The following is a 24,192-nucleotide window of genomic DNA, read 5'->3' as shown; positions in this document are numbered from 1 at the left end:
TGAGAGTAGTCCCGGAAGCGATCAATCCGAGAGCGTTTGGCGCCGGACTCTTGCGCGGATCAGTCTCCATCCGATGAACTGACGTACCGTCAGATTTCGAGAGGGAGGCCCACGATGCAGACGATCTGGCTCACCGGAGCCGAATGGCTCGCCGTGCTGCGCATAGGCCTCGGTCTGTGGTGGCTGGAGAGCTGGCGGCACAAGGACAAGAAGGGCTGGTTCGAGCGCGGCACCGGCATCGCCTGGGCCAAGAGCGTCGCGGACAAACACCGCTGGAGCTTTGTGCAGGGCGGCTTCACCACCGTCGTCGCGCCACGGCCCAAGCTGATGGCGTACATCGTCGTGTACGCCGAGCTGGCGCTCGGGCTGGGTCTGACGGTCGGCCTGCTGACACCGGTGGCGCTCGTCGGCGGGCTGCTCCTCAACCTGCTCTATCTCGTCCTGATGATCCACGACTGGGCCGAGCAGGGCCAGAACGCCATGATGGCGCTGATATCGCTCGTCGCGCTCTTCGCGATGAGCTGGCAGGCCTGGTCGCTCGACAACCTGTGGGGGCTGTTCCTGTGACGGCGCAGCGCTTCGACCTTCCCGACATCGACGCCTTCACCCGCCCGTACTGGGAGGCCGCCGCCGACGGCCGGCTGTTGATCCGGCGCTGCGCCGCCTGCGGGACCGCGCACCACTATCCGCGCGAGTTCTGCCCGTCCTGCTGGAGCGAGGACGTCGCCTGGGAGCAGGCGAGCGGCCGCGCCACGCTCTACACCTGGTCGGTCGTCCACCTCAACGACCTGCCGCCCTTCGGCACCCGGGTGCCGTACGTCGCCGCCGTCGTCGATCTCGCCGAGGGCCCGCGGATGATGACGGAGGTCGTCGACTGCGAAGCGTCCGCCCTGCGGATCGGCATGGACCTGCACGTACGCTTCCGCACCGAAGAAGCCAACCCGGAGGCACCGGCTAGTTCCCACGCTCCGGCCGTCGCCGTCTTCGCACCCGCCGCACCCGATACATCTCCTGTCTCCGGTACCCCGCTGCCTGCTCAGTGAGTTGAGTGTTCCAGGGGTGGCAGGACCGTGCGTGGGTCGCCGCCGGCGAACCATATGCCGATCACGAACGCGGCGGTGGCCTCCAGGTAGCCGGCGCGGTCCAGGCCGCCCGCGTCCAGGGGGACCGCGCGCAGGTCGGTCACGAGGGTGCGCACCAGGGCGAGGGCGTTCGCGTCGTCCCCGCACAGGGGGACGGCCAGGCCTTCCGTGGGTGCGGCCCACACCCCGGCAGCGCACAGGTTGAACGCCTTGACCACGTGTGCGCCGGGTGCCGCGGCCGCGATCCGGCGGGCCGCGGACGGGCCGCCGTCGGTGGTGAGCACGAGGCCGTCGGGCCCCGGAACGATCGGGTTCGAGCAGCGATCACCGCTCGTCCCGCGAGCGGGTCGGCGAGCGAGGTGATCACGTCGCTCATCGCGGCGTGCGGAAGCGCGGCGAGCACCGTCTCACCGTGCTCGGCGGCGTCCGCGAGCGTGCCTGCGCGGGCGCCGAGCCGGGCCGCGAGGCCGGCCGCCCTGCCCGCGTCGCGCGCCCCGACCACGCTGTTGTGTCCGGCCGGAACACGGGACGACCCTGGCCGACCAGCCGGCGGGCGCCGGGCAGGTCCCTCAGCCGCCCGCCGTCCGGTAGAGCGTGAAGAGGGCGTCCTCGAAGAGCGGGCTGTACGAGACGCTGTCGTCCGGGCCGCCGCCGTCCAGGCCGCCCACCAGGCCGATGACCTTGCCGGTCTTCGTCTTCGGATCGAAGTCCAGCAGCCAGGGGCTGCCGGACGTGCCGTCGTAGTAGCCGCCGCAGTCCATCTGCAGCTGGCGCAGGCCGGACAGCCGGGAGGTGGCCGTCGTGCAGCTGATCGCCCGGCCCGTCGGGTCGAAGGCCTCGCCGGGGTAGCCGATCACGGTGACCTTGTTGGTCCAGCCGGGTGTCCGGGCCAGGACGTTGGCGCCGGTGATGTCCTCGATGCTCCGGCCCTGGTCGTTCTTCTTCACCCGCGCGAAGGCGAAGTCGTAGTCGGAGCCGGTGTCGTAGTCCGCCCACCGCGGGTCGGTGAAGACCTGGTCGACGGCCCAGGTCCCGTACGGCTGGGTCTTCGAGCCCTTGACGTAGTCGGGGACGAAGACGACGTCCGTGCCCGCCTCGCAGTGCGCGGCGGTCAGCAGGAGGCTGCGGGACGGGCTGTGGACGACGCTCGCCGAGCAGAAGTGGGCCTCGGCCGACTCGTCGACGGAGAAGAGCACGCCGACGGTCGGGATACCGCTGATGTGCCGGGCGGCCCCGGCCGGGGCGATGGTGGTGCTGACGTTCGCGTTGGGGAGGGGCAGCTCCTCCGGCCCGAACGGAGCGGTCTGCGGCATGGCGTTCGCCATCCGCTCCGGGGTCCAGAACTGGGCCGCGGCCTGGTTCGTCCAGCCCTCCCGGGCGCTCGGCTGCGGGCTGGCCCACGGCGTCCACAGCGCGGCGGCGGTCAGCACGAGCGTGCAGGCCAGGGGTAGGGCGAAGCGCTTGACCACGCGATACCCCTCTCCGGGCCGCCGGTAGATCCACTGACCGGGCCAGCGTACTCACGCCCGCCGCGAAGAGGCCTTTCGTGATCTTCGATCTTCATGATTCTTCCGACCGGCGAGGCAATCCGACCGACGCTACAACCTGACCGACGGGACAAATGCTCCCGGTCCGGCCACTCCGTCCGGCCCGGCCACCGCACGCCCTAGCCGCGTTCGAGGATCACCGTTCCCGAGGAGCAGAACCAGCCGCCGGTCCCGGAGGCGACGGCCAGCCGTGGCAGCCGTCCGCCGGACTTGCGCACCTGCCGGTCGCCCGCCTCGCCGCGCAGCTGCCGGACGGCCTCGATGAGCAGGAACAGACCGCGCATCCCGGGGTGGCAGGCGGACAGGCCGCCACCGTCGGTGTTGACGGGCAGATCGCCGTCGATCGTGAGCCGGCCCTTCTCGACGAAGGCGCCGCCCTCGCCCTTGGCGCAGAAACCGAGGTCCTCCAGCGTCACGAGCGTCATGTACGTGAAGGCGTCGTAGATCTCGGCGAGGTCGATGTCGGCGGGGGTCACCCCGGCCCGCTCGAAGGCGAGCCGGCCCGAGACCGCCGCAGGGGAGACCGTGAAGTCCTCCCATTCGGACATCGTGGTGTGCGAGACCGAGGTGCCCGAGCCGAGGATCCAGACGGGGGTCTTCGCCGTGTCCGCCACGTACTCCTCGGCGGCCAGCAGCACCGCGCCGCCGCCGTCGGAGCGGATGCAGCAGTGCAGCTTGGTGAACGGGTCGGCGATCATCGGCCCGGACAGCACCTCGTCGACGGTGATCGGGGTGCGGTACATCGCGTCGGGGTTGCGGGCGGCGTTGGCGCGGGCCTGCACGGCGACCTCGGCGAGCTGCTCCGGCGTCGTGCCGTACTGGTGCATGTGGCGGCGCGCGGCCATCGCGTACTTGGAGATCAGGGTGTGGCCGTACGGGACCTCGAACTGCAGCGGGCCGCGGGCGCCGAAGGAGAGGTTCGCGGTGCGCCGCTTCGCCTTGATGTCGGCGCGCGCGGTGGAGCCGTAGACGAGCAGGACGGCGTTGGCGTGGCCGGCGGCTATCGCCTCGGCGGCGTGCGCGGCCATGACCTCCCAGGTGGAGCCGCCGACGGCGGTGGAATCCACCCAGGTGGGGCGCAGGCCGAGGTATTCGGCGACCTCGACGGGCGCGAGGATCCCGAGACCGGCCGAGGCGAGGCCGTCGACGACCGACCGGTCGAGCCCGGAGTCGGCCAGCGCCCGGCGGGCGGCCTGGGCGTGGAGGGCGTACGGGGTGGCCTCGTCGACCCGTCCGCAGTCGGACAGCGCCACGCCGACGACGGCGACCTTGCGAGCAGCAGCAGCCATGAATCTGACGGTACATCAGATTCGGAAGCCCGGAACAGGGGATGCGGCGAGGGGGCGGCGAGAGGGGGCGATAGGGAGGGGTGGTGCCTCAGCGCCTCTTGCGCAGCTGGGCGGCCGCCGAGGACATCTGCGTCAGGGCGACGAGCGCGAGCAGGATGTACAGCACCCGCTGGAAGCCCGAGATGTCGCTCATCCAGAACTGTGCGCTGATCCACAGGACCAGCAGCGCGGCCCAGATCGCGATGTAGACCTTGAGCTGTGTCGTCGACGTGTCCGGCCCTGGGGAGAGGAAGCGCAGCGTGGTGCTGCGCGGGCGCTGCGGCTTCGGGCGCGGGGTCTTGCCGTCCTGGCTGGAGTTCTGGCTCATGCCGGACATCATGCCCGGTCGGGAATGGGTGCTCCCCGGCCCTGTGCATCTGGACTGCCGCTCCCTAAGATGACGGACCGTCAGATTAGCCTGTGAGGAGCCCGCCGATGGATGCCGCGTTCACCGAGGAGCAGGACGAGATCCGGCGCACCCTGCGAGAGGTACTGCAGAAACGCTGCGGGCCGGACGAGGTCAAGGCCGCGGTCGGTACCACCGCGGGATACGACGAGCCCCTGTGGCGCCAGCTCGCCGAACAGCTCGGCCTGCCGGGACTCGGGCTGCCGACGGAGTACGGCGGCGCCGGTTGCGGGCCGACCGAACTGGTGCTGGCCTGCGAGGAGGCGGGCCGCACGCTGCTGCCGTCGCCCCTGTTCAGCACCGCGGTGCTGGCCGCTCCGCTCATCGCCGACCTCGGCACCGAGCAGCAGCGCGCCGACCTGCTGCCCAGGATCGCCGCCGGCGCCGTCACGGTGGCGCTCGCGCTGCCGGGCGGCCTCGGCACGGCCCTGGGCCTGACCGGCCCGAACGACGGCAGCTGGGCGGGCGGCGGCCGCGCCGGCGGCATCCAGGCCCGCCAGGATCCGGACGGGGCCGGCTGGCGGCTCTACGGGCAGGCCGACCAGGTACTGGGCGGGCACAGCGCAGGCCTGCTGCTCGTCGCCGCCCACGCGGGCGGCTACGCGGCCGCCCGCACCCGGCTCTTCCTCGTCGACGGCGACGCGGCCGGCGTCGTACGCACCCGCCTCACCGCGCTCGACGAGACCCGCCCCGAGGCCCGCATCGAGCTGCGCGACGTCGCCGCCGTGCCGCTCGGCGGCGACGAAGCGGCCGACCCGGGGCCCGCGCTCGCCCGGGCAGGTGAACTCGCCGCCGCCGCGCTCGCCGCGGAGGCGGTCGGCGCCGCGGACCAGGCGCTCGCCTCAACCGTGGAGTACGTGCAGGTCAGAGAGCAGTTCGGACGTCCCGTCGGCTCCTTCCAGGCGGTCAAGCACCGGCTCGCCGACCTCTACGTCCAGGTCCAGGCGGCGCGCTCCGCCGCCTACTACGCCGCCTGGGCGGCCGCCGCCTCCGAGGGCGACCTGCCGGTCGCCGGGCCGCTCGCGCTCGCACAAGCCCTGGAGGCCCTGCGGTCCGTCGCGGGTGAGGCGATCCAGCTGCACGGCGGCGTCGGCTTCACCTGGGAGCACCACGCGCACCTGTACTTCAAGCGCGCCGCGTCCGACGAGCTGCTCTTCGGCCCGGTACACCTGCTGCGCGCCCGCGCCGCGGACCGGGCGGGGCTCTTCGGGCCGGCGGTTCCCGTGGTTCCCGTGGTTGCGACGGCTCCGGCCGCTCCGATCGTGGAACCCGCCGCTGAGTCGACGGCCGCCGGGAGCGCGGCATGAAGAAGACGCTGATGGAACGTTCGAAGCCACTCGTCCAGAAGGTGTCGTCCACCCGCGGCTTCGCGAAGGTCGCGCCGTACGTCGTCCCGGCCATGGACAAGGTGGTGCACCGGCTGACGAAGGGAAAGGTGCTGCTCAGCGCCCAGATGCTACCCGGCGTCGTCCTGACGGCGACCGGCGCGAAGAGCGGGCAGCCGCGCCGTACGCCGTTGGCGTGCATGCCCGAGGACGGCGGCACGTTCGTCCTCATCGGCAGCAACTTCGGGCGGACCGACCACCCGGCGTGGACCGGCAATCTGATCAGGCATCCGGATGCGGAGATCAACTGGAAGGGGAAGGACCTGCTCGTCGTCGCCCGGCTCCTCGAAGGGGCCGAGCGCGAGGCGGCCTGGGCGGCGGTCCTGAAGTTCTGGCCGCCCTACGCGTCCTACGCGGCACGCGTGGACCGGCAGATCCGGCTCTTCCGTCTCGTACCGCGCGGTGAGGAACCGGCGGCGGACTGACCACCGACGACGTATCGAGCCATGGCATCCGCACGTACGAAAACGCGGGCGCCGTACCGGCTACCTCCCCCGAGGACCGGACGGCGCCCGCGTTGGGCGTGACGTGGCAGGACGGATGGACACATGAACAGGAGCGCGCCAAGGGCCGCTTGGGGCCTGATGAGTTACTTGACGGGCTTCTTTCCGGTGACGCCGAGATGCACCAGCAGTGCGAGGTTCGGCTTCAACTCGGCCTGTTTCACGCCCCAGCTGGTGAACCCCTTCTGGTGCGACGCGACGGCGGCCAGCATGGCGACCAGTGAGCCGGCCATGGCGGCCGGGCTGACCTCCTTGTCGACCTTGCCCTTGCTCTGCAGATCCTTGATGGAATCCGTGAGCGAGTTGGTGACGGCGTTGAGGATCTTCATGCGGATCTTGTAGAACCGCTTGTCCCCTTCTGCCGCTCCGAGGTCGACGACGCGCAGAATCGCGTCGTTCTTCCGCCAGAAGGAGAGGAAGCCGTCGACCAGTTCCTCCGCCGCCAGGGCGCCGGACTTGCCGATCCAGGAGCGTCCGGCGACCAGGTCGGTGAGGCTCGCTCCTTCCTTGGCCATTTCCTCGGCGAGTTCGAGGACCGCGCCCTCGACGTCGGGGAAGTACTGGTAGAACGTTGCGGGGGAGGTGCCCGCCATCCGGGCCACGTCAATGACCTTGACGTCCCGGTACGGCGAGGTGCTGAGCATCTCGCCGAGGCAGTCGAGCAGCTTCTGCCGCGTCGCCTGACCTCGACGACCGGCAACACGGCCGTCGACGGTGCGAACTTGTCCTGTCATGCCGTCAGTTTACCGGCGGGTGATCAGCGCGCGATTCGGCCTCGTGCAAATGGGTTCGACCGGATTCCGGGTGCGGTCCCGACTGCGTCGAATGCGGTCCCGACGGCGTCGGATGCGATGCGGGGGACGTTGGTCCGGCAGGCTTTCCGGTCGGCCCCGGCGCTGCCGCGCCTGATCGTCCCCGGTCCGCCTCCGGTCTGTCCCCGGTCCGCCATTCGAGCGAATCATCTTATCAACAGCCTGTGGATAACTTCTGTGGGCAGTGCTCTGCGGGGCCCAGGAAGGGCGCATATGTTCGAATAGTGGCCGAAGTGCCGTATTCGTCGTCCTTGGCGTGACGAACAGGGCCCGCGACACGCCGTCCCGACTTCTTTGATGAGTCGGTTCGCGGCCGGCCGCACTCCGGTCCGCCGTGGATGACGCGACAGCCCGCCCCACGGAGCCCCGGCCCGGGTTTTGCCTGGTTCGGGCCTGGTTCCGGCCCGGTTCGGGCCCGGTTCCGGGTCGCTTCCGGCTCCGGTCAGCCCTCTGTTCACAGCGGTCAGGACCGGGGGTCCGTACCGACAGAATCGACAGATGTCGTGTCGTTACGCCCCCGGGTTCGCAACTGGACCCTCCGCCAGGAAGAATCAGCTTCCATATGGGGAACACCCCACGGGGAGGGACGGGCACCGGTGGAGCAGCTGACGCAGCACGACCCGCGACGGATCGGCCCTTTCGAGGTGCTGGCCCGGCTCGGTGCCGGCGGCATGGGGCTGGTCTATCTCGCCAGGTCGGCCTCCGGCCGCCGGGTCGCGATCAAGACGGTGCGCGCCGAGCTCGCCGAGGACCAGCTGTTCCGGGTCCGCTTCAGCCGTGAGGTCGAGGCGGCCCGCGCGGTCAGCGGCTTCTACACGGCCGCCGTCGTGGACGCGGACGCGCGCGCGGCCGTGCCATGGCTGGCCACCGCGTACGTCCCCGCCCCCTCCCTCGAAGAGATCATCAACGAGGCCGGGCCGATGCCCGCCCAGGCCGTCCGCTGGCTCGCCGCCGGCGTCGCCGAGGCGCTGCAGTCCATCCACGGCGCGGGGCTCGTGCACCGTGACATGAAGCCGTCCAACGTCCTGGTCGTCGAGGACGGGCCCCGGGTGATCGACTTCGGTATCGCCAGCGGGGTGTCCAACACCCGGCTGACCATGACGAACGTCGCCGTCGGCACCCCCGCCTACATGTCGCCCGAGCAGGCCCGCGACTCGCGCAGCGTGCGCGGCGCCAGCGACGTGTTCTCGCTCGGCTCGACGCTGGTGTTCGCCGCGACGGGGCACGCCCCCTTCCACGGCGCGAACCCCGTCGAGACGGTCTTCATGCTGCTCCGCGAGGGCCCGGACCTGGCGGGTCTGCCGAGCGAGCTGCGGCCCCTCATCGAGTCCTGCATGCGGATGGAAGCCGACCAGCGGCCCACGCCCGCGGAGCTCCAGGCCCAGCTCGCCCCGCATCTGTTCTCCACCGGCAGCGACGACACGGGTACGGCGTCCGCGTGGCTGCCGCCCGGGGCGGTCGCGCTGATAGAGCAGCGCCGCAGCGGGCGGCCGGCCGTCGCCGTCAACGCCGGCACCGCACCGCCGCCACGGCCTCCCGTGCCGCCGCGCACCCCGGACCCCGAACCGGTCGGGCACGGCCGGCACGGTGTGGACGGCCGACAGGGCCCCGGCGGCGCCGGTGGGCTGAACGGTCCCGGCGGTTTCAACGGTCCCGGCGGGCTGAACAACGGCCCCGGTGGTCTGAACGCGGGCGGTCCGAACCCTGGTGGTCGGAACGCCGGTGGTCTGAACGCGCCGGTCGGCGGGCGAGGTGGTGCCGTGTCCGAGCCGCACACCCACGGGCCCGTCCGGCTGGCCGGTTCCGCTCCGATAGGGCCGGGCCTGCGCGTCGCGGACGCCGACCACGGTGCGCGACCGCCGGAGGGCGCCCCCGGCACGGACTGGGTGCGGCGCGGTGGCTCCCACCGGGCCAACGGGCCCGGCGCGCTCCCCGTGCAGCAGCTCCAGCCGCCGGCCCCGCCGGGGGAGTGGCGGCCCTGGCGCTTCCGTATGTCCAACGACGTGTGGGGCACGCCCGTCGTCTCCGACGGGCGCCTGTACGTCACCTCCTTCGAGGTGCACGCGCTCGACATCGCCAGCGGGCGGCGGCAGTTCAAGACCCGCGACGTCGCCTGGACGATGGCCGTCGCCGACGGCCGCATCCACGCCTCCGACGGACCGAGCCTCTACGCCCTCGACACGGCCGACGGCGGCGACCTCTGGCGCACCGGCGTCGAGGGCTGGATCTACTCGCTGCGCGCCGAACACGGCACGGTCGTCACCGGCACGCGGGGCGGCGGCGTCCAGGCCTGGGACGCCGACCGCGGACTGCTGCGCTGGGAGCGCGGCGGCGCGCAGACCGAGTTCGAGTCCCCCGAGTCGGGGCCCTCGATCGCCGCCGGCACCGTCTACTTCCAGGGCGGCGGCCGCTTCTACGCCATCGACGCCGGGTCCGGCGCCGAGCGCTGGTCCTACCCGGTCGGGGCGTCCGGCGTCCCCGGCGCGACCGGCAGCGTCCCGACGCGGCCGGTCGTGGCCGACGGCATCGTCTACGTCACCGCGGGCACGCGTGTCCTCGCCCTCGACGCCAGGTCCGGGGCGGAGCGCTGGCGCTTCGACGCCCCCGCCGTCATGTTCGGGCCGCCGGCCCACGTTCCGGGCGCCGGCGCGGCGGGCGGCGGCATCTACATCGCCGACCACCTCGGCACGGTCTACGCCCTCGACCCGCACACCGGCCGCGACCGCTGGCGCGTCGCCACGGAGCCCCGGCAGTCCCTCGAACCGGTGCTCGTCGCCGGCGGCGACGTGCTCCTGGGCGCGGGCAGCGCGCTCTACACGCTCGACGCCGTCACCGGCAATCCGAAGTGGCGCTTCGCCGCCCAGGGCGAGATCGTCGGATCGCCGGTCGTGGCGGACGGACGCGTCCACTTCGGCTCGAAGGACCACTGCCTGTACACGGTGGACGCCGGGGGCGGCCAGCTGCGCTGGAAGCTCGAAACGGGCGGCGAGATCACGGGGTCGCCGGTGGCGGCGGACGGGGTCGTGTACGCGTGCAGCAAGGACCGCTGCGTCTACGCACTGGACGCGGTGAAGGGAACGGGCGCTGCTGCGAGGCGGCCTTAGCGGTTGCGGGTTTGTTCGTGGTTCCGGTGCCCGGGTCCTGCGGGGCGGCGGTTCGAAATCGACTATTTACGGGCCTGGCGGCCCACAAATAGCTCGGCAGCATTTCGAACCCCCACCCCTCCGGCCCCGGGCACCTCGCGTTCCAACCCCTGCCGTCCTAGTCCGGACGTTCCGGTGTCGGTCGGTGCTCCGGTGGGATCCAGGTTGCTGTCCGGGTGTCCTCGAGTGGGGGTTCGGCCGGTTCGGGTGGGGTCTCGGGCGGGGTCGGCCAGGTGGGGGGAGTTTCCACGGGCTCGACGGGGGCGACGGTGTCGATGGGGTGGGGCGGTGGGGTGCCGTAGTGCGGGTGGTGGCGGCCGGACATGGTGGCGGCGCCGATCAGGAGCAGGATGCCGCCGCCGAGGGCGTTCGCCACGCCGATGCCGAGGCCGTTGCCGCCCGCGGTGAGGGAGCCGGCGGCCAGTCCCTGGCGGACCATCCACAGGATGGTGAAGCCGAGGACCAGGACACCGGAGAAGGCGACGAGGAGCCGGGAGCGCAGCAGGATCCCCAGGAGGGTGATCAGGGTGGCGAAGAGCATGGGGAGGAACAGGGAGCCCATGACGGCGGCCCGGTCGGTGGTGATCCCGTCGAAGAGGTCTTCGATGCGGATCTCGGAGCCGTGACGGCCGTCGTACCAGGCACGGAAGGGGCTCCAGACGGCGGCCGCCGCTCCGATGAGGGCGATGAGGGACCCGAAGACGTTGCGGATCATCGTGCGTCGTCCAATCTCGGCGCCCCCGTGTGGCCCACGCTATGCCGGTCGGCGTGAGCTCGCCACGCGGGGCAGACGCTGCCGCATGGACATCGGGAAGCCGCGCGCTTGGTGGTCGCACCGTCAGGGTCTTGACGGGTCGGTGGCTGCGGACGACGCGGCCGGGACGTTGGGGCGTACCGGGTGGGCGCGGTCCGTGGGCGGGTCCGGGCTGTATCTGGGGCTCCACGCGCGGGCCGGGACCGCAGGTCGAGCCCGGCCTGCTGTGGACGGAGGGGACGGCGGCGGAGTACGCGCGGTTCACCGTGCCGAAGGACCCCTCGTACGCGCTGGTCGCGGGCATCGACGGGATCCATCTGCTGCACCGCGACTTCGGGCGGCTGCTCGATCCGGCGGACGCGCGGCGCCCGGACCTCACCGGGCCGAAGGCGCTGGGCGCCCTGTCGGACTCGCCCGCGCACATGATCGTGGACCGGGGGCGGCTGGTCGGGCTGTGGGAGTTCGACACGGAGGCGCAGGAGCTCGTCCGGCAGCCGTGGGTGCCGCGGGACGCGGAACTGCGGGCCGCCGTCGCGTCGGCGGAGGCATGCGTCCGTGACCAGTTGGGCGACGCCCGCAGCTTCAGCCTGGACTCGCCGAAGAGCCGGGCGCCGCGGATCGCGGCGCTCCGGGCGGGGCGATGAGGCTGCTAGCCTGACGCGCTCCTGCCAACCACTGGGGATGGTCAGCCTTGCAGCTCCGTCAACTGCGCCTTGTCGCGGTACTCGCCGTCGTCGTTCTTTCGCTCACCGGTTTCAGCGGGAGCAAGAGCAAGAGCAAGAGCAAGAGCAAGAGCAAGAGCCACAGCAAGGGGGGCGGTTGCAGCAGTAGTCACAGCAGCAGCAGTTCCTCGAGCTCGAACTCCGGCTCCGGTTCCAGTTCCGGTTCCAGTTCCGGCTCCAGTTCCGGCTCCAGTTCCGGCTCGGGCTCGAGTTCCGGTTCCACTTCTGATTCGACGTACAGCCCGCGACCGCAGTCCACCAGCACCTACCGCCGGAGCACCAGCTCGCCGACGTCCTCCGGTTCGGCCAGTCCGACGGGGCTGCCGGCCGCGATCGACCAAGTGTCCGTCGTGCAGTGCCACGGCTCCGGTTCCAGCGCCGCGCGGCCCACGTCGCAGCTGCGGATCGACAACAGCCGGGGCACCAAGTCGTACTACTTCTCCGCCGTGGTGCGCCTGAAGAACGCGCAGGGCGTGCAGATCGGCAGCTCCACCTTGGCCCGCACCCTGGTGAAGGCCCGCTCGACGAAGACGGTCGACGCCATCGGGACGCTCGACTCGGGCGTCGCGAGCGGGGAGTGGACCGACTGCGTCATCGCGAGTGCCAACCGCAGCTGAGCTCATGGGTGGGTGACCGTCAGCGCACCCGGAACTCTCCGCTGCGCGACGTGAACAGTCCCGCCTGACGTTCCGGCGGCAGGTTCCCGAGCGCGATGAGGTGCGGGGCCTGCGCCAGTGCGTGCGCGCGGGCCGCCTCGCGGGCGGACCAGACGGCGCGGACAGTGCCCTGGACCGCTTCCGTCGGGTAGGAGGCGATGACGGCGGCGGCGCGCAGGGCCGCGTCGAGCAGCTCGTCCGCCGGGACGACCTCCGACACGAGACCGGTCTCGTGGGCCCGTCGCGCGCCGACCCGCTCCGCCGTGCCCATCAGCGACATCCGCATGACCTCGCCGTACGGCATGCGCTGCGCCATGAGGACGGACTCGTAGGCGCTGACCATGCCGTACGTCGTGTGCGGGTCGAAGAAGGTGGCGTGCTCGGCGGCGATGACGAACTCGGCCTCGCCCAGGAGATAGAAGGCGCCGCCGCAGGCCATGCCGTTGACGGCCGCGACGACCGGCTTCCACAGGTCGTTGGACTTGGGGCCGAGGCGCAGCAGCGGATCGTCGATGGAATACGGGGACGGCGGCTGCGGGACGTCGACGGAGCGGTCGATCCCGGTGCAGAACGCCTTGTCGCCGGCGCCGGTGAGGACGATCGCGCGGACGTCGTCGTTCATCCGGAACTCCCGCCACAAGGCGGTGAGTTCGGTGACGGTGTCGAGGTCGATCGCGTTGAGGCGCCGCGGGCGGTCCAGGGTGACGACGGCGACGCCGTCCTTCGACGTACAGGTGACGCTCATGGCCGCTCCAGCAGCCAGCGCGGCACGGTGACGCCGTCCGCCATCGCGTGGAAGGCGACCTTCACCCCGGCGCCGATGCGGAGCCTCGACGGATCGACGGAGTCGAGCGGGGCGTCGGCCGACGTGACGAGGTTGCCGACCAGACGGATCCGCGGGGCGTCCAGCAGCTCCACGACGATCGCGTTGTACGGCGCCTGTTCCGCGTAGGCGGGCAGCAGCGGCGGGTGCGGGAAGACGTACGACCAGATGCGGCCGCGGCCGCTCATCCGCCGCCACTCGCTGTCGAAGGACTGGCAGTGCGGGCAGCAGGGGCGCGGCGGGAAGCGCAGGACGCCGCAGGCGGCGCACGCCTGGACGCGCAGCTCGCCACGGCGGGCGTACTCCCAGAAGGGCGCGCCGTCGTCGTCGGGCACGGGCAGCAGCAGGCCGTCGCCGGTCGTGGCGGTGGCGGACTCGACGGTCCTGGCGGGCTCGGTGGGCAGGGCGGTCATGGCGGTCAGCTCCTCAGCTTCGCAGCAGCAGCGCGGATGTCGGTACGCCCTCGCCCGCCGTGACCAGGCAGGTCGCGGCGTCGGGGACCTGGGCGGTGGAGTCGCCGCGCAGTTGCTTGACGCCCTCGTTGATGAGGTTGAAGCCGTGGACGTACGCCTCGCTGAGCCCGCCGCCGCCGGTGTTGATGGGGAGCCGGCCACCGATCTCCAGGGCGCCGCCCTCGGTGAACGCGGCGCCCTCGCCGCGGCCGCAGAAGCCGTAGCCCTCCAGGGAGAGCGGGATGAGCGGGGTGAACGCGTCGTAGATCTGGGCGACATCGACGTCCTCAGGGGTGAGGTCGGAGTTCTTCCACAGATGGCGCGCGGTGGCCCAGGACGGGCCGGTCAGCGGGTCGTCGTTCCAGTAGTTGACCATGCCGTGGTGCTGGGCGGGCAGGCCCTGGGCGGCGGAGTGCACGTAGACGGGCTTGCGGCGGCAGTCGCGGGCGCGCTCGGCGCTGACGACGACGCAGGCCAGCGCCCCGTCGGTCTCCAGGCAGTTGTCGAAGAGGCAGAGCGGTTCACTGATCCAGCGGGACGTCATGTACATCTCGCGGGTCAGCGGGCGCTCATACATCATCGCGGCCGGGTTCTGGTTGGCGCGGTTACGGCAGGCGAGGGCGACGTTGAACAGGTGATCGCGGGTCGCGCCGAACTCGTGCATGTAGCGGCGGGCGAGCATCCCGATCTCGTCGGCGGGACGCAGCAGCCCGAAGGGCCGGGTCCACTGGCCGGGGGTGGGGAGCTGGACCGCGGTGTTGGTCCAGGGGCGCTTGCCGCTGCCGCGTTTGCGGGACCGCCAGGCCACGCCCACGGTCGCCTGCCCGGTGGCGACGGCCGCCGCGAGGTGCGCCACCGTCGCGCAGGAGCCGCCACCGCCGTACCCGACCTTGGAGAAGAAGGTGACGTCCCCGGCGCCGATGGACTTCGCCACCTCGACCTCGTCGGTCTCCTCCATCGTGTAGGAGGCGAAGCCGTCGACCTCGGCGGGTGCTATCCCGGCGTCGTCGAGTGCCGCGATGATCGCGCGGCAGGCCAGGGCGCGTTCGGACTCCACAAGGTTCTTGGCGAACGGGGTCTGGCCTATTCCCACGATCGCTGTCGCGTCCTTCAGGGCAGCGCTCACGGACACCTCCCGGCATGGTCATCACTGCTGACAGCCAGTCAGGGTACCGCTAATCTGACGGGTAGTCAGGTAGTGGTGGGTCAGAGGTATCCGGGTATTCCGGTAGCGGTGGTCAGGCAGTCGGTAAGCCCGTTGAGGGGAGCATCATGCGCGGTGACCTGGACTGGGGCAGCATCCCGGGGCTGGTACGAGCGGCGGTACGACAGTACGGCGACCGCGAGGCGGTCGTCGACGGCCGGACCCGCATCAGCTACGCGGAGCTGGGTGAGCGCGTCGAGCGGGCCGCCGCCGCCACGATCGCGGCGGGCGTCGAAGCCGGCGACCGTGTCGCCATCTGGGCGCCCAACACGCTCGACTGGATCGTCGCGGCGCTCGGCGCCGTGTCCGCGGGCGGCGTCCTCGTCCCCCTCAACACCCGCTTCAAGGGCGCCGAGGCGGCCTACGTCCTGGAACGGACCCGCGCCAGACTGCTCTTCGTCACCGGCACCTTCCTCGGCACGTCCTACGTGGCCTCGCTGCGCCGCGCCGACGCCGAACTGCCGCACCTGCAAGAGGTCGTCGTCCTCTCCGACACCGCCCCCGAGGGCTACCGCACCTGGCGGGACTTCCTGGCGGGCGGCGGGACGGTCTCCCGCGAGGCGGTGCGCCGCCGGGCGGACTCGCTGCGCCCGGACGACCCCTCGGACATCACGTTCACCTCCGGGACCACGGGCCACCCCAAGGGCGCCGTCATCAGCCACGCCCAGACGCTGCGCGTCTACAGCGTCTGGAGCGAACTGGCCGGCCTCACCGAGGGCGACCGCTACCTGATCATCAACCCGTTCTTCCACACCTTCGGCTACAAGGCGGGCATCATCGCCTGCCTCATGCGCGGCGCCACGATGGTGCCGCAGCCCGTCTTCAACGTCGACACCGCGCTCGCCAACATCGCCGCGGAACGCATCAGCGTCCTCCCCGGCCCGCCCACCCTCCACCAGTCGATCCTCGACCACCCGGCCCGCGCCAAGCACGACCTGAGCGCGTTGCGCCTCGTCGTCACCGGCGCCGCCGTCGTCCCGCTCGAACTCGTGGAACGGCTGCGCTCCGAGCTGAAGATCGCCACCGTCCTGACGGCGTACGGCCTCACCGAGGCCGGCGGCACGGTCACGATGTGCCGCCAGGGCGACCCCGCCGAAGTCATCGCCTCCACATCGGGGCGCGCCATCCCCGACACCGAGGTACGCGTCCTGTCCGCAGGGCCCGGCGAACCCGGCGAGGTCCTGGTCCGCGGCTACAACGTCATGCGCGGCTATTTCGAGGACCCCGACGAGACGGACCGCGCGATCGACGCCGACGGCTGGCTCCACACCGGCGACGTCGGCGTCATGGACGCCGACGGCAACCTGCGCATCACCGACCGCATCAAGGACATGTTCATCGTCGGCGGATTCAACGCCTACCCCGCCGAGATAGAACAGGCCCTGCGCCACCACCCCGACGTCACGGACGCCGCCGTCATCGGCATCCCCGACCCCCGCCTCGGCGAGGTGGGCAAGGCCTACGTCATCCGCCGCCGCGACTCCACCCTCTCCGCGGACGACCTCATCGCCTGGTCCCGCCGCGAAATGGCCAACTACAAGGTCCCGAGGGAAGTGAACTTCCTGACGGAACTGCCGCGGAACGCGAGCGGCAAAGTGATGAAGGCGGAGCTGCGGGGGGCGGCGCGGACGCCGCCCGCGTAGCCGGGCAAAAGTGCGAAGGGGACGTCGACCGCTCCCCTCGCGGCGGTAGAGCCGGTCCCGCACAGGAAGAGAGACCGGCCACGGCGCCCCCTCCACGCCATGGTCGGTCTCTCGCGTTCCCCCTGTGCGGTCCCGATCGTTCCGCTGAGTCCCCCCGGACTCCGGATTCGTGCCGGGTCCCCCCGGACCCGTTCACCAGTGGGCTCCCTCGAGCCCCGTGCACTCCTGAGTTCCCCCGAACCCCTGAGCTTCCCCCGTGCGGTCCCCCCGGACCATGGGCCCCCCGAGCCCGTTCGCTCCTGAGCTCCCCCGAGCTCCTGAGCGTTCCCCCGTCGTTCCCCCGTGCTTCCCCGTGCTTTGTGGTTCCCCCCGGTCACCCCTGGCGCTCCCCCGAGCGGGCGGGGCCCGATTCGCCGGCCCGGCCTGTTACTTGGCGGGCTCGGAGTCGTTGTGCCAGTTGTCGGGCTTGGTCTCGGGGCCACCGTCGGCGAGGAGGACGTCGGGGATGGGCTCCGTCGTGCTGTCGTTGTGCCAGTTGTCCGGCTTGACGGTGCCGCCGTCGTTCTTTGGCTTCGGGATCTCGGTGGTCATATGGACTCCCCAGGTTTTGTCGGTCCTGTGTTGCACCCACCCGGTGGCGACCCCCGTGCGCCACCGGGTGGGTAGCTCGTGCAATGAATGGAATCCTGGCATCCCGAGATAATCAACAGATAAACGAGCGCGTTGATTGAGGTGACCTGCGATTATATGGCAACGGCGGGGGACGACCGGTCGTCGATGAGCCGTCGGACCTCGTCCGCCTCGGGGGATCCGAGCGCCGTGAAGATGCCGAGGGCGTCGTGCCAGCAGGCGCGGGCACGGATGGTCTGGCCGAAGCCGGCGAGGGCTCGCCCCAGGACGGTGAGGGCGTTCGCGGTGCGCCATTCGCCGCCGACCTCGCGGAGGATGACGAGGGCCTGCTCGGCGTGGGACGCGGACTGGCGCCACTGGCCGCCCGCCAGGTGGACCTTGGAGAGCCGGAAGAGCGTCATGCCCTCCCAGAACCGCTGCCGCGCTTCGTGGAAGATGCCCAGGGCCTCGGTCAGGCAGACGGTCGCCTCGTCGAGCCGGTCGGTCGTGGTGAGGGCGATGCCCATGGCGTACAGGCCGTTGCCGAGCCGGAAGCCGGCGCCCAGTCCGCGGTAGATCGCCACGACCTGCTCGGTGGCGGACACCGCGGCGTCGGTGTCGCCCAGCTCCAGCTGGGCCCGGGAGAGGTTGCTGAGCGCGGCGGCCTCGCCGTGCCGGTTGCCGTCCTCGCGGAACGCTTCCAGCGCGTTGCTGTGGTACTCGGCGCACTCGTCGAAGCGGTGGCCCTGCAGGGCGATCCCGCCCCGCAGGTTGAGGGCGTAGCTGCGGGTCAGCGGGTCTTCCGCGGCCATGCCCAGGATGAAGGAGCGCTGCGCCTCCATGTCCGCGGCCACGAACTGCCCGGACAGCCGGTGGAGTTGGCCGAGGAGGACGCGGGCCCGGCCCTCGACCAGATGCTCGGCGCAGTCGCCCGCCGTCGTCACCAGCGCCTGCACACCCTGCTCGTACTGCCGCGCGTAGACGCCCGACTCCATCAGATCCTGGGCCGCCCACAGCAGGTCGACCGCGCGCCGCATCGGGCCCTCGCAGCCGCCGCCGGCGGCCTGCTGCACGGCGGCGAGCAGGCCCTGGGCCTCGGAGAAGAGCCATTCCAGGGCCTCTTCGCGGGTGCCGAAGGCCAGGCCGGTCCGTTCGGTCGGGGCGAGGTGGTCGAGGACGCGGTCGCCGGGGTTCTCCAGCTCGTACGCGCACGCGGCGGAGGAGAGGTAGAAGTCGAGCAGCCGGGACAGCGCCCGGCAGCGGGCCTCGTCGGTCTCGTCGCGGTCGGCGCACTCGCGGGCGTACAGCCGCAGCAGGTCGTGGAAGCGGTAGCGGGCCGGGGCGGCGGACTCGATGAGGCTGATGTCGACGAGGGCTTCGAGCAGTTCCTCGGTCGAGTACGGGTCCATGTCCAGGACGGCGGCGGCCGCGTCCAGCGAGATGTCCGGGCCGTCGGGCAGCGACAGCAGGCGGAACGCGCGGGCCTGGAGCGGTTCGAGCTGGCCGTAGCCGAGTTCGAAGGTGGCCTTGACGGCCAGGTCACCGGCGCGCAGTTCGTCGAGGCGGCGGCGCTGGTCGGCGAGCTTGCGGGCCAGGACGGCGACGGTCCAGGTGCGGCGCGCGGCCAGCCGGGAGGCGGCGATACGGATGGCGAGCGGCAGGAAACCGCAGGCGGCGACGACGTCGAGCGCGGACTGGCGCTCGCTGGTGACGCGCTCCTCGCCGACGATCCGGGTGAAGAGCTGCAGCGCCTCCTCGGGGCTCATCACGTCCAGGTCGACGAGATGCGCGCCCGCGAGGTCGACCATCCGGACCCGGCTGGTGATCAGCGCGGCGCAGCCGGGCGTGCCGGGCAGCAGCGGCCGGACCTGGGCGGCGTCATGGGCGTTGTCGAGCAGCGCCAGCACCCGGCGGCCGTCCAGGGTGGAGCGGTAGAGCGCGGCGCGGTCCGCGAGCGAGTCGGGGATCGCGCTGTCGGACAGGCCCAGCGCCCGCAGGAACGAGCCGAGGACGGCTTCGGGTTCCGCGGGCCTGGCGTCGGTGCCCTGCAGATCGACGTAGAGCTGCCCGTCGGGGAAGGCCTCGCGGGCGGCGTGGGCGACATGGACGGCGAGGGTGGTCTTGCCGACGCCGCCGATGCCGGCCAGCGCGGAGACGGCCATGACGCCCTTGTCGGCCTCGGTGAGCTGGGCGCCGAGTTCCCGGACGAAGGCGGCGCGGCCGGTGAAGTCGGCGACGGTCGCGGGAAGCTGGGCCGGCCGGACCACCTCGGCGGTGTGCGCGCCGGGCCCGGCGGGGGCGGCCAGGCCCGGATCGGCCTCCAGGATCCGCTGGTGGAGTTCGCTGAGCTCGGCGCAGGGGTCGACGCCCAGCTCGTCGGCGAGCAGCCGGCGGGTGTCGGCGTACACACCGAGCGCCTCGGCCTGCCGGCCGCTGCGGTAGAGCGCGAGCATCAGCAGGCAGCGCAGCCGTTCGCGCAGCGGCTGCTCGGCGGAGAGCGCGGTCAGTTCGGAGACGGCCTCGGCGTGCGCGGCCAGCTCCAGGTCCAACTCCAGGCGGGTCTCGGTGACGGTGAGCCGCCACTCCTCCAGCCGGTTGCGCTGGGCCTCCGCGTACGGGCCGGGCAGTCCGGCCAGCGGTTCGCCGTTCCACATGCCCAGCGCCGTCGCGAGCAACTCGCGGGCCCGGACCGGGTCGCCCGCGCCCCGGGCCTTCTCGGCCTCGGCGGCGAGCCGCTCCGCCGCGGCGAAGTCCAGCCCGTCGGGCGCCACATGCAGGGCGTAGCCGCCGGATTCGGTGACGAGCGCGTCGGCGCCGAGCGCCTTGCGCAGCCGGAACGCGTACGAGCGCAGCGCGGCCAGCGCGGTGGTGGGTGCCGTCTCGCCCCACAGGGCGTCGAGGAGTTCGGATGCGGTCGCGGTCCGGCCGCCGCGCAGCAGCAACGCGGCCAGGAGCGCCCGCTGCTGCGGCGACCCGGTGACGATCGGCTGGTCGTCGCGCCATGCCCGTACCGGACCGAGAACTGCGAACCGCAGTCCCCGGTCGGGCCCTGTCGCGCTGTCCATGCTGCCCCCTGAGGCGTGCCGGCCGATGCGGTGTCAATCGGCACGACGCGCGTATATCTATCGTTCATCGCGTACCGGAACAGTGTCCGCATGACGGGTGGGGCCGATCGCTCAGCCCCCCGTCCCGTGCCAGTTTGCCGTGTCGGAGGGCCGGGGTCACCCCGTGCTGGGGCCCGACCCGGCGTTACGGGGAAAGTTGTGCTGAATTTGAGGTTCCGTCTGTGTCTGCCCGCGGATTGTGCTGTGTGAATTTCGGTGGTGCCGGTGTGTTTCCTGGTGCGAGGGAGGTGAGAGGTCAGTCATGTGTTCACAATGCGTACCGGTGGCGGTGACAAGAGGTGGGTCCGGATCCGGTTCCGGGACCGGATCCGGTTCGGGAAGCGGTTCAGGACCGGGTTCAGGGTCAGGGTCGGGTTCCGGCCATGGTCCGGGGTCCGGATCTCGCCCCCGGAGCGGAGCCAGGGGCCTGGCGGCCGTCGACCGGCTGCCCGGACCGTGGTTGCGGCGACGGGCGGCGTGGGCACCGCAGTCGGTGCCGGTGCTGCCGTTCCCCGACGGCGCCACGGCGGGCACCGCCGGGTGCAGCTACCGGGAGTTGGACCGCCGGGCGCGGGCGGTGGCCGCGCGGCTGGGGCAGTTGCTGCCGCCCGGCAGCCGGGTGCTGCTCGCCTACCCCGAAGGGGCCGATCTCGCGGGGGCGTTCTTCGGCTGCCTCTACGCGGGGATGACGGCGGTACCGCTCGTGCTGCCCGCGCCGGGCGTGACATCGGCGGTGGCCCGCTGCGTCGAGCGCTGCGCGCCGGCCGCGGTACTGACGGGTGGCGACGGCTGGACCGCGCTGGCGGTGGACCGGTCCCGTACGCAGGTGGTGGAGGCGGACGGCACCCTCGTCGGCGGTGAGCCGGTGTGGAGCCTGGCCGAGAGCTGGCGCCCGGTGGGCGTCCTGCGCACCGCGCCGGGCTACCAGCGCTACCTGGACGACGGGCCGGCGGGCGGCCGGCTGGAGCCGGCGATGGGGCACGGGGACCTGGCGGACGTGGTGGCGGAACTGGCGCAGGCGGTGCGGCTGGGGACGGAGGAGGAGAACGTGGGGTGGATCGCGGCGGTGCACGGGGTGGAGGACGCGGTGTGGCGGATTCTGCTTCCTACGCATGTGGCGTTGTAGCGCGCGGGGGTGGGCCGTGAACAGAAGGCCGTTCACTTAGCTGACGGATCGTCAGATCGGCGCTACCGTGGTCGTCATGGAGACCTTCCCGAAGATCATCTCGGTGGACGACCACACGGTTGAGCCCCCCAACGTCTGGCGGGACCGGCTCCCGTCCAAGTACCACGACATCGGCCCGCGCGTCGTCCGCGCCCCCCTGAAGGAAATGACCTTCATGGGGGGCAAGTTCGCCCCCGTCATGGGGCAGCCGGGCGATGACGGGCCGATCGGCGACTGGTGGATCTACGAGGATCTGCACCGGCCGCTGACCCGCCTCGACACCGCCGTCGGTTACTCCCGCGACGAGATCAAGCTCGAGGTGATCACCTACGAGCAGATGCGTCCGGGGTCCTTCAGCGTGCCCGAGCGGCTGGTCGACATGGACGTCAACCACGTCCAGTCCGCGCTCTGCTTCCCGACCTTCCCGCGGTTCTGCGGCCAGACGTTCACCGAGGCCAAGGACCGGGAGCTCGGGCTGCTCGGGGTGCGGGCGTACAACGACTGGATGGTGGAGGAGTGGTGCGGCCCTGAGGCGCACGGGCGCCTCATACCGCTCACCCTCGTCCCGCTCTGGGACGCGGAGCTGGCGGCGGCCGAGGTGCGCAGGAACGCGGCGCGCGGTGTGCGGGCCGTCTGTTTCTCGGAGATCCCGCCGCACCTGGGGCTGCCCTCCATCCACACCGACGCGTGGGATCCGTTCCTGCGGGCCTGCGACGAGACCGGCACCGTCATCGCGATGCACATCGGCTCGTCCAGCAGGATGCCCTCCACCTCGGCGGACGCGCCGCCCGCGGTGGGTTCGACGATCACCTTCGCCAACTGCTGCTTCTCGATGGTCGACTGGCTGATGTCGGGCAAGTTCGAGCGCTTCCCGAACCTCAGGATCATGTACGCGGAGGGCCAGATCGGCTGGATCCCGTACATCCTGGAGCGCGCGAACGTGGTCTGGGAGGAGAACCGGGCCTGGGGCGGCGTGGCCGACAAGGTGTTCCGGCCGCCGTCCGAGCTGTTCGCCGAGCACGTCTACGGGTGCTTCTTCGACGACGCCTTCGGTCTCAAGAACCTCGACGCCATCGGCGTGCCCAACGTGCTGTACGAGACGGACTACCCGCACTCCGACTCCACGTGGCCCAAGTCGAAGGAGGTCGGCGAGGCGCAGATGGGGCATCTGGCCCCGGACGTCGTCGACCGCATCGTCCGCGGCAACGCGATCGACCTCCTCGGCCTCACCCCGGACGGCCTCTGGGCGGGCTGATCCGTCTCTCGCGGTGCCGTGCTCCCCGGGGGGCGGGGAGCACAGCACCGCGAGAGCGGGGGGTCAGCCGATGAGGTCCCCGCCGTAGGCCCGCTTGTCCTTCAGGCCGAAGTCGGCGGGCCCGAAGCGCACGGTGCCGGTGGCGCGCAGGCCCTCGGCGGTGCCGGGGAGGATCCAGGCGGATCCCATGTTCCTGTCGTCCTCCGGGCCGCAGACGGTGAGGTCGGCCTTGCCGTCGTTGTTGAGGTCGCTGAGGGTCAGCCGCTCCCCGAAACGGTCCCGCTCGACACTGTCGCCGGGGATGCCGGGGGTCTCCTGGGTGAAGTACTGGCCGCCGGCCGTGGTGAGGCCCTTCGCCGAGCCGCGCAGGAGTATGACCCTCCCGGCGTTGATGGTCGTCCCGAAGGGCTCCGCCCCGTCGCCGATGGCGAGGTCGGCGAAGCCGTCGCCGTTGACGTCGCCGAGGGCGACGCTGTCGGCGAACGGGCCGCGGGGAGGGGGGCCGGGGAGGCCGGGGGTGTCCTTGCTGATGACCTGGTCGGGGCGGCCGTCGCCGGGGCCGTCCTTGCTGCCGTAGGTGACGGTGACGAAGCCGGCGCGGCTCTCCTGTCCGTCGAACTGGTGGCTGGAGGAGTCGCCGATGGCGAGGTCGCCGTAGCCGTCATGGTCGATGTCCCCGATCGCGGTGACATGCCCCGCGGCGACGTCCTTGCCCTCCACGTCGGCCAGGCCCTGCCGGGAACCCTGGAAGAAGGTGTTCCCCGGGGGCTTGTCGTTGTCGGTGTACCAACGGGTTCCGACGATCAGGTCGCTGATGTGGTCGCCGGTGAGGTCGCCCGCCGTGAGGTGCGTCTCCAGCGGGCCCAGCCCGCCGGCGTTCGCGAATACGGACGAGAATGCGAGGTCGTAGGTGCCGGAGCGGGGCCCCTTGCGGGTGAAGCCGCCCGCGAGGACCGAGATACGGGGGTTCTTCTTGGTGCCGATGAAGGCGGCGAGTTCGGCCTTCCCGTCGCCGTTGAAGTCGCCGACCGCCAGGGCGCCGGCTCCGCCCGAGGAGTCGGACGGCTGGCCGGGCAGGTCGAACGCCGTGCCGCCGGACAGGCCGTCGGCGCCGCCCCACACGACGACATCGCTGAAGACCAGGTCGGTGTAACCGTCGTTGTCGAGGTCGCCGTAGGTCATGACGCCGTCGAGATGTCCGTCGGGAATGCCGTCGGTGTCCTGGTCGATGACGGTTCTGCGGGCGGCGTCCAGCCCGTCCTTTCCGCCGTAGGTCACCACGATCGCGCCGGGTTTCGTCTCCAGTTCGACGCGGAGACCGTTCACACGGACGGCCAGGTCGTTGTACCCGTCGCCGTTGAAGTCGGCACGCGGGCCCCCGGCCGCCTTGGCGGCTGGAGGGGTGTGCACGGGGGTGGGCGCGTCGGTGCCGGAGCAGCCCGCGATGCCGGCCAGCAGCACGGCTGCGGCGATGGGTGATATCCGGTGCCGCATGTGGTGCTCCTGTTGTCTGGTGTGAGTACTGGTCCTTCTGGTCATGGTGTTACGTGTCCGACTGCCGAAAGGTGCGGACGGTTGTACGACGCGGGCGCCGGGCGC

22 protein-coding genes and 1 pseudogene are annotated in these 24,192 nt (G+C 71.7%); 10 read left to right on the top strand and 13 right to left on the bottom strand.

The window, feature by feature from the left end; all coding sequences use genetic code 11:
• Positions 1-114 precede the first annotated feature (114 nt).
• Entirely contained in the window at positions 115-567 is a 453-nt protein-coding gene (locus C6N31_RS17165) for a DoxX family protein (protein WP_138353562.1), read from the top strand.
• Positions 564-1,043 carry a Zn-ribbon domain-containing OB-fold protein gene (locus tag C6N31_RS17160; protein ID WP_198357782.1) on the top strand — a complete coding sequence of 160 codons (480 nt, stop codon included), beginning with the start codon at positions 564-566 and terminating at the stop codon, positions 1,041-1,043. Before C6N31_RS17165 ends, C6N31_RS17160 begins: the two co-directional genes overlap by 4 nt.
• Here the strand turns inward: C6N31_RS17160 and C6N31_RS45915 are convergent.
• The 5 genes and pseudogenes from C6N31_RS45915 to C6N31_RS17140 all read right to left on the bottom strand — a co-directional run bounded on the left by C6N31_RS45915 (position 1,037) and on the right by C6N31_RS17140 (position 4,285).
• Positions 1,037-1,366 (bottom strand): NAD(P)-binding domain-containing protein, encoded by a 330-nt coding sequence (locus C6N31_RS45915; RefSeq protein ID WP_307811457.1) that lies wholly within the window; start codon positions 1,364-1,366, stop codon positions 1,037-1,039. The two genes, C6N31_RS17160 and C6N31_RS45915, sit on opposite strands and share 7 nt — an antisense overlap.
• A gap of 98 nt (positions 1,367-1,464) precedes the next feature.
• A pseudogene (locus tag C6N31_RS45910) lies at positions 1,465-1,584 on the bottom strand (NADP oxidoreductase); the annotation flags it as partial.
• Positions 1,585-1,651: 67 nt separating this feature from the next.
• The gene (locus C6N31_RS17150; RefSeq protein ID WP_244809211.1) at positions 1,652-2,551 is read right to left on the bottom strand and encodes a trypsin-like serine peptidase; all 900 of its coding nucleotides are present in this window, start codon (positions 2,549-2,551) and stop codon (positions 1,652-1,654) included.
• A gap of 197 nt (positions 2,552-2,748) precedes the next feature.
• Entirely contained in the window at positions 2,749-3,918 is a 1,170-nt protein-coding gene (locus tag C6N31_RS17145) for an acetyl-CoA acetyltransferase (protein WP_198357781.1), read from the bottom strand.
• 88 nt (positions 3,919-4,006) lie between these two features.
• The gene (locus C6N31_RS17140; protein ID WP_138353565.1) at positions 4,007-4,285 is read right to left on the bottom strand and encodes a hypothetical protein; all 279 of its coding nucleotides are present in this window, start codon (positions 4,283-4,285) and stop codon (positions 4,007-4,009) included.
• A gap of 107 nt (positions 4,286-4,392) precedes the next feature.
• Here C6N31_RS17140 and C6N31_RS17135 point away from each other — a divergent pair, with 107 nt between their 5' ends.
• Together C6N31_RS17135 and C6N31_RS17130 are read left to right on the top strand one after the other, a co-directional pair.
• Complete coding sequence (locus C6N31_RS17135) at positions 4,393-5,670, top strand: acyl-CoA dehydrogenase family protein (protein WP_138353566.1); 1,278 nt, start codon at positions 4,393-4,395, stop codon at positions 5,668-5,670.
• Complete coding sequence (locus C6N31_RS17130; RefSeq protein ID WP_232485315.1) at positions 5,667-6,173, top strand: nitroreductase family deazaflavin-dependent oxidoreductase; 507 nt, start codon at positions 5,667-5,669, stop codon at positions 6,171-6,173. Before C6N31_RS17135 ends, C6N31_RS17130 begins: the two co-directional genes overlap by 4 nt.
• A gap of 164 nt (positions 6,174-6,337) precedes the next feature.
• Here the strand turns inward: C6N31_RS17130 and C6N31_RS17125 are convergent, their stop codons facing one another.
• Positions 6,338-6,985: a TetR family transcriptional regulator gene (locus C6N31_RS17125; protein ID WP_138353567.1), complete on the bottom strand. Its 648-nt coding sequence runs from the start codon at positions 6,983-6,985 to the stop codon at positions 6,338-6,340.
• 674 nt (positions 6,986-7,659) lie between these two features.
• Here C6N31_RS17125 and afsK point away from each other — a divergent pair.
• Positions 7,660-10,167 (top strand): protein serine/threonine kinase AfsK, encoded by a 2,508-nt coding sequence (afsK, locus tag C6N31_RS17120; protein WP_138353568.1) that lies wholly within the window; start codon positions 7,660-7,662, stop codon positions 10,165-10,167.
• Between the two features lie 157 nt (positions 10,168-10,324).
• Here afsK and C6N31_RS17115 read toward each other — a convergent pair whose 3' ends face one another.
• A complete protein-coding gene (locus C6N31_RS17115) occupies positions 10,325-10,921 on the bottom strand; it encodes a hypothetical protein (protein ID WP_198357780.1) in 597 nt (198 codons plus the stop codon).
• Positions 10,922-11,052: 131 nt separating this feature from the next.
• Here C6N31_RS17115 and C6N31_RS17110 point away from each other — a divergent pair, with 131 nt between their 5' ends.
• Both C6N31_RS17110 and C6N31_RS17105 read left to right on the top strand, forming a co-directional pair.
• Positions 11,053-11,604 carry a hypothetical protein gene (locus C6N31_RS17110; RefSeq protein WP_198357779.1) on the top strand — a complete coding sequence of 184 codons (552 nt, stop codon included), beginning with the start codon at positions 11,053-11,055 and terminating at the stop codon, positions 11,602-11,604.
• Positions 11,605-12,023: 419 nt separating this feature from the next.
• On the top strand, positions 12,024-12,299 hold the full coding sequence (locus C6N31_RS17105; RefSeq protein ID WP_138353570.1) for a hypothetical protein: 276 nt from the start codon (positions 12,024-12,026) through the stop codon (positions 12,297-12,299).
• A gap of 19 nt (positions 12,300-12,318) precedes the next feature.
• On the opposite strand, the gene C6N31_RS17100 is transcribed toward C6N31_RS17105, so the two are convergent.
• From C6N31_RS17100 to C6N31_RS17090, 3 genes are read right to left on the bottom strand one after another with little or no spacing between them, the layout of a single operon-like run.
• Complete coding sequence (locus C6N31_RS17100; protein ID WP_198357778.1) at positions 12,319-13,083, bottom strand: enoyl-CoA hydratase/isomerase family protein; 765 nt, start codon at positions 13,081-13,083, stop codon at positions 12,319-12,321.
• Entirely contained in the window at positions 13,080-13,574 is a 495-nt protein-coding gene (locus tag C6N31_RS17095; protein ID WP_138353572.1) for a Zn-ribbon domain-containing OB-fold protein, read from the bottom strand. The genes C6N31_RS17100 and C6N31_RS17095 overlap by 4 nt, the downstream gene beginning before the upstream one ends.
• Positions 13,575-13,587: 13 nt before the next feature.
• Entirely contained in the window at positions 13,588-14,739 is a 1,152-nt protein-coding gene (locus C6N31_RS17090) for a lipid-transfer protein (protein ID WP_138353573.1), read from the bottom strand.
• A gap of 146 nt (positions 14,740-14,885) precedes the next feature.
• Here C6N31_RS17090 and C6N31_RS17085 point away from each other — a divergent pair, with 146 nt between their 5' ends.
• Positions 14,886-16,460 carry a FadD3 family acyl-CoA ligase gene (locus C6N31_RS17085; protein ID WP_198357777.1) on the top strand — a complete coding sequence of 525 codons (1,575 nt, stop codon included), beginning with the start codon at positions 14,886-14,888 and terminating at the stop codon, positions 16,458-16,460.
• Between the two features lie 426 nt (positions 16,461-16,886).
• Here C6N31_RS17085 and C6N31_RS17080 read toward each other — a convergent pair whose 3' ends face one another.
• Together C6N31_RS17080 and afsR are read right to left on the bottom strand one after the other, a co-directional pair.
• On the bottom strand, positions 16,887-17,051 hold the full coding sequence (locus tag C6N31_RS17080; protein WP_164294336.1) for a hypothetical protein: 165 nt from the start codon (positions 17,049-17,051) through the stop codon (positions 16,887-16,889).
• A gap of 152 nt (positions 17,052-17,203) precedes the next feature.
• Positions 17,204-20,134 carry an SARP-family global regulator AfsR gene (gene afsR, locus C6N31_RS17075; RefSeq protein WP_138353575.1) on the bottom strand — a complete coding sequence of 977 codons (2,931 nt, stop codon included), beginning with the start codon at positions 20,132-20,134 and terminating at the stop codon, positions 17,204-17,206.
• Positions 20,135-20,633: 499 nt separating this feature from the next.
• Here afsR and C6N31_RS17070 point away from each other — a divergent pair, with 499 nt between their 5' ends.
• Together C6N31_RS17070 and C6N31_RS17065 are read left to right on the top strand one after the other, a co-directional pair.
• Positions 20,634-21,299, top strand: coding sequence for an AMP-binding protein (locus C6N31_RS17070; RefSeq protein WP_232485314.1), 666 nt, complete (start codon positions 20,634-20,636; stop codon positions 21,297-21,299).
• Between the two features lie 76 nt (positions 21,300-21,375).
• Positions 21,376-22,593, top strand: a complete 1,218-nt coding sequence (locus C6N31_RS17065; protein WP_198357776.1) for an amidohydrolase family protein — start codon at positions 21,376-21,378, stop codon at positions 22,591-22,593.
• Positions 22,594-22,656: 63 nt separating this feature from the next.
• Here C6N31_RS17065 and C6N31_RS17060 read toward each other — a convergent pair whose 3' ends face one another.
• Positions 22,657-24,087, bottom strand: coding sequence for an FG-GAP and VCBS repeat-containing protein (locus C6N31_RS17060; RefSeq protein WP_198357775.1), 1,431 nt, complete (start codon positions 24,085-24,087; stop codon positions 22,657-22,659).
• Positions 24,088-24,192: the final 105 nt, after the last annotated feature.

The organism is Streptomyces fildesensis (assembly GCF_016107395.1).
In the GTDB taxonomy this organism is placed as follows: domain Bacteria; phylum Actinomycetota; class Actinomycetes; order Streptomycetales; family Streptomycetaceae; genus Actinacidiphila; species Actinacidiphila fildesensis.
Note: the sequence above shows the minus strand (reverse complement) of the source record. Positions and strands in the feature narration are given on the sequence as shown.

Excerpts from the sequence above, each read along its gene's own strand:
- C6N31_RS17095 (WP_138353572.1), bottom strand. The coding sequence starts at position 13,574 with ATGACCGCCCTGCCCACCGAGCCCGCCAGGACCGTCGAGTCCGCCACC.
- afsR (WP_138353575.1), bottom strand. The coding sequence starts at position 20,134 with ATGGACAGCGCGACAGGGCCCGACCGGGGACTGCGGTTCGCAGTTCTC.
- C6N31_RS17130 (WP_232485315.1), top strand. The coding sequence starts at position 5,667 with ATGAAGAAGACGCTGATGGAACGTTCGAAGCCACTCGTCCAGAAGGTG.
- C6N31_RS17145 (WP_198357781.1), bottom strand. The coding sequence starts at position 3,918 with ATGGCTGCTGCTGCTCGCAAGGTCGCCGTCGTCGGCGTGGCGCTGTCC.
- C6N31_RS17125 (WP_138353567.1), bottom strand. The coding sequence starts at position 6,985 with ATGACAGGACAAGTTCGCACCGTCGACGGCCGTGTTGCCGGTCGTCGA.
- C6N31_RS17100 (WP_198357778.1), bottom strand. The coding sequence starts at position 13,083 with ATGAGCGTCACCTGTACGTCGAAGGACGGCGTCGCCGTCGTCACCCTG.
- C6N31_RS17080 (WP_164294336.1), bottom strand. The coding sequence starts at position 17,051 with ATGACCACCGAGATCCCGAAGCCAAAGAACGACGGCGGCACCGTCAAG.
- C6N31_RS17085 (WP_198357777.1), top strand. The coding sequence starts at position 14,886 with ATGCGCGGTGACCTGGACTGGGGCAGCATCCCGGGGCTGGTACGAGCG.
- C6N31_RS17135 (WP_138353566.1), top strand. The coding sequence starts at position 4,393 with ATGGATGCCGCGTTCACCGAGGAGCAGGACGAGATCCGGCGCACCCTG.
- C6N31_RS17165 (WP_138353562.1), top strand. The coding sequence starts at position 115 with ATGCAGACGATCTGGCTCACCGGAGCCGAATGGCTCGCCGTGCTGCGC.
- C6N31_RS17065 (WP_198357776.1), top strand. The coding sequence starts at position 21,376 with ATGGAGACCTTCCCGAAGATCATCTCGGTGGACGACCACACGGTTGAG.
- C6N31_RS17115 (WP_198357780.1), bottom strand. The coding sequence starts at position 10,921 with ATGATCCGCAACGTCTTCGGGTCCCTCATCGCCCTCATCGGAGCGGCG.
- C6N31_RS17140 (WP_138353565.1), bottom strand. The coding sequence starts at position 4,285 with ATGAGCCAGAACTCCAGCCAGGACGGCAAGACCCCGCGCCCGAAGCCG.
- C6N31_RS17060 (WP_198357775.1), bottom strand. The coding sequence starts at position 24,087 with ATGCGGCACCGGATATCACCCATCGCCGCAGCCGTGCTGCTGGCCGGC.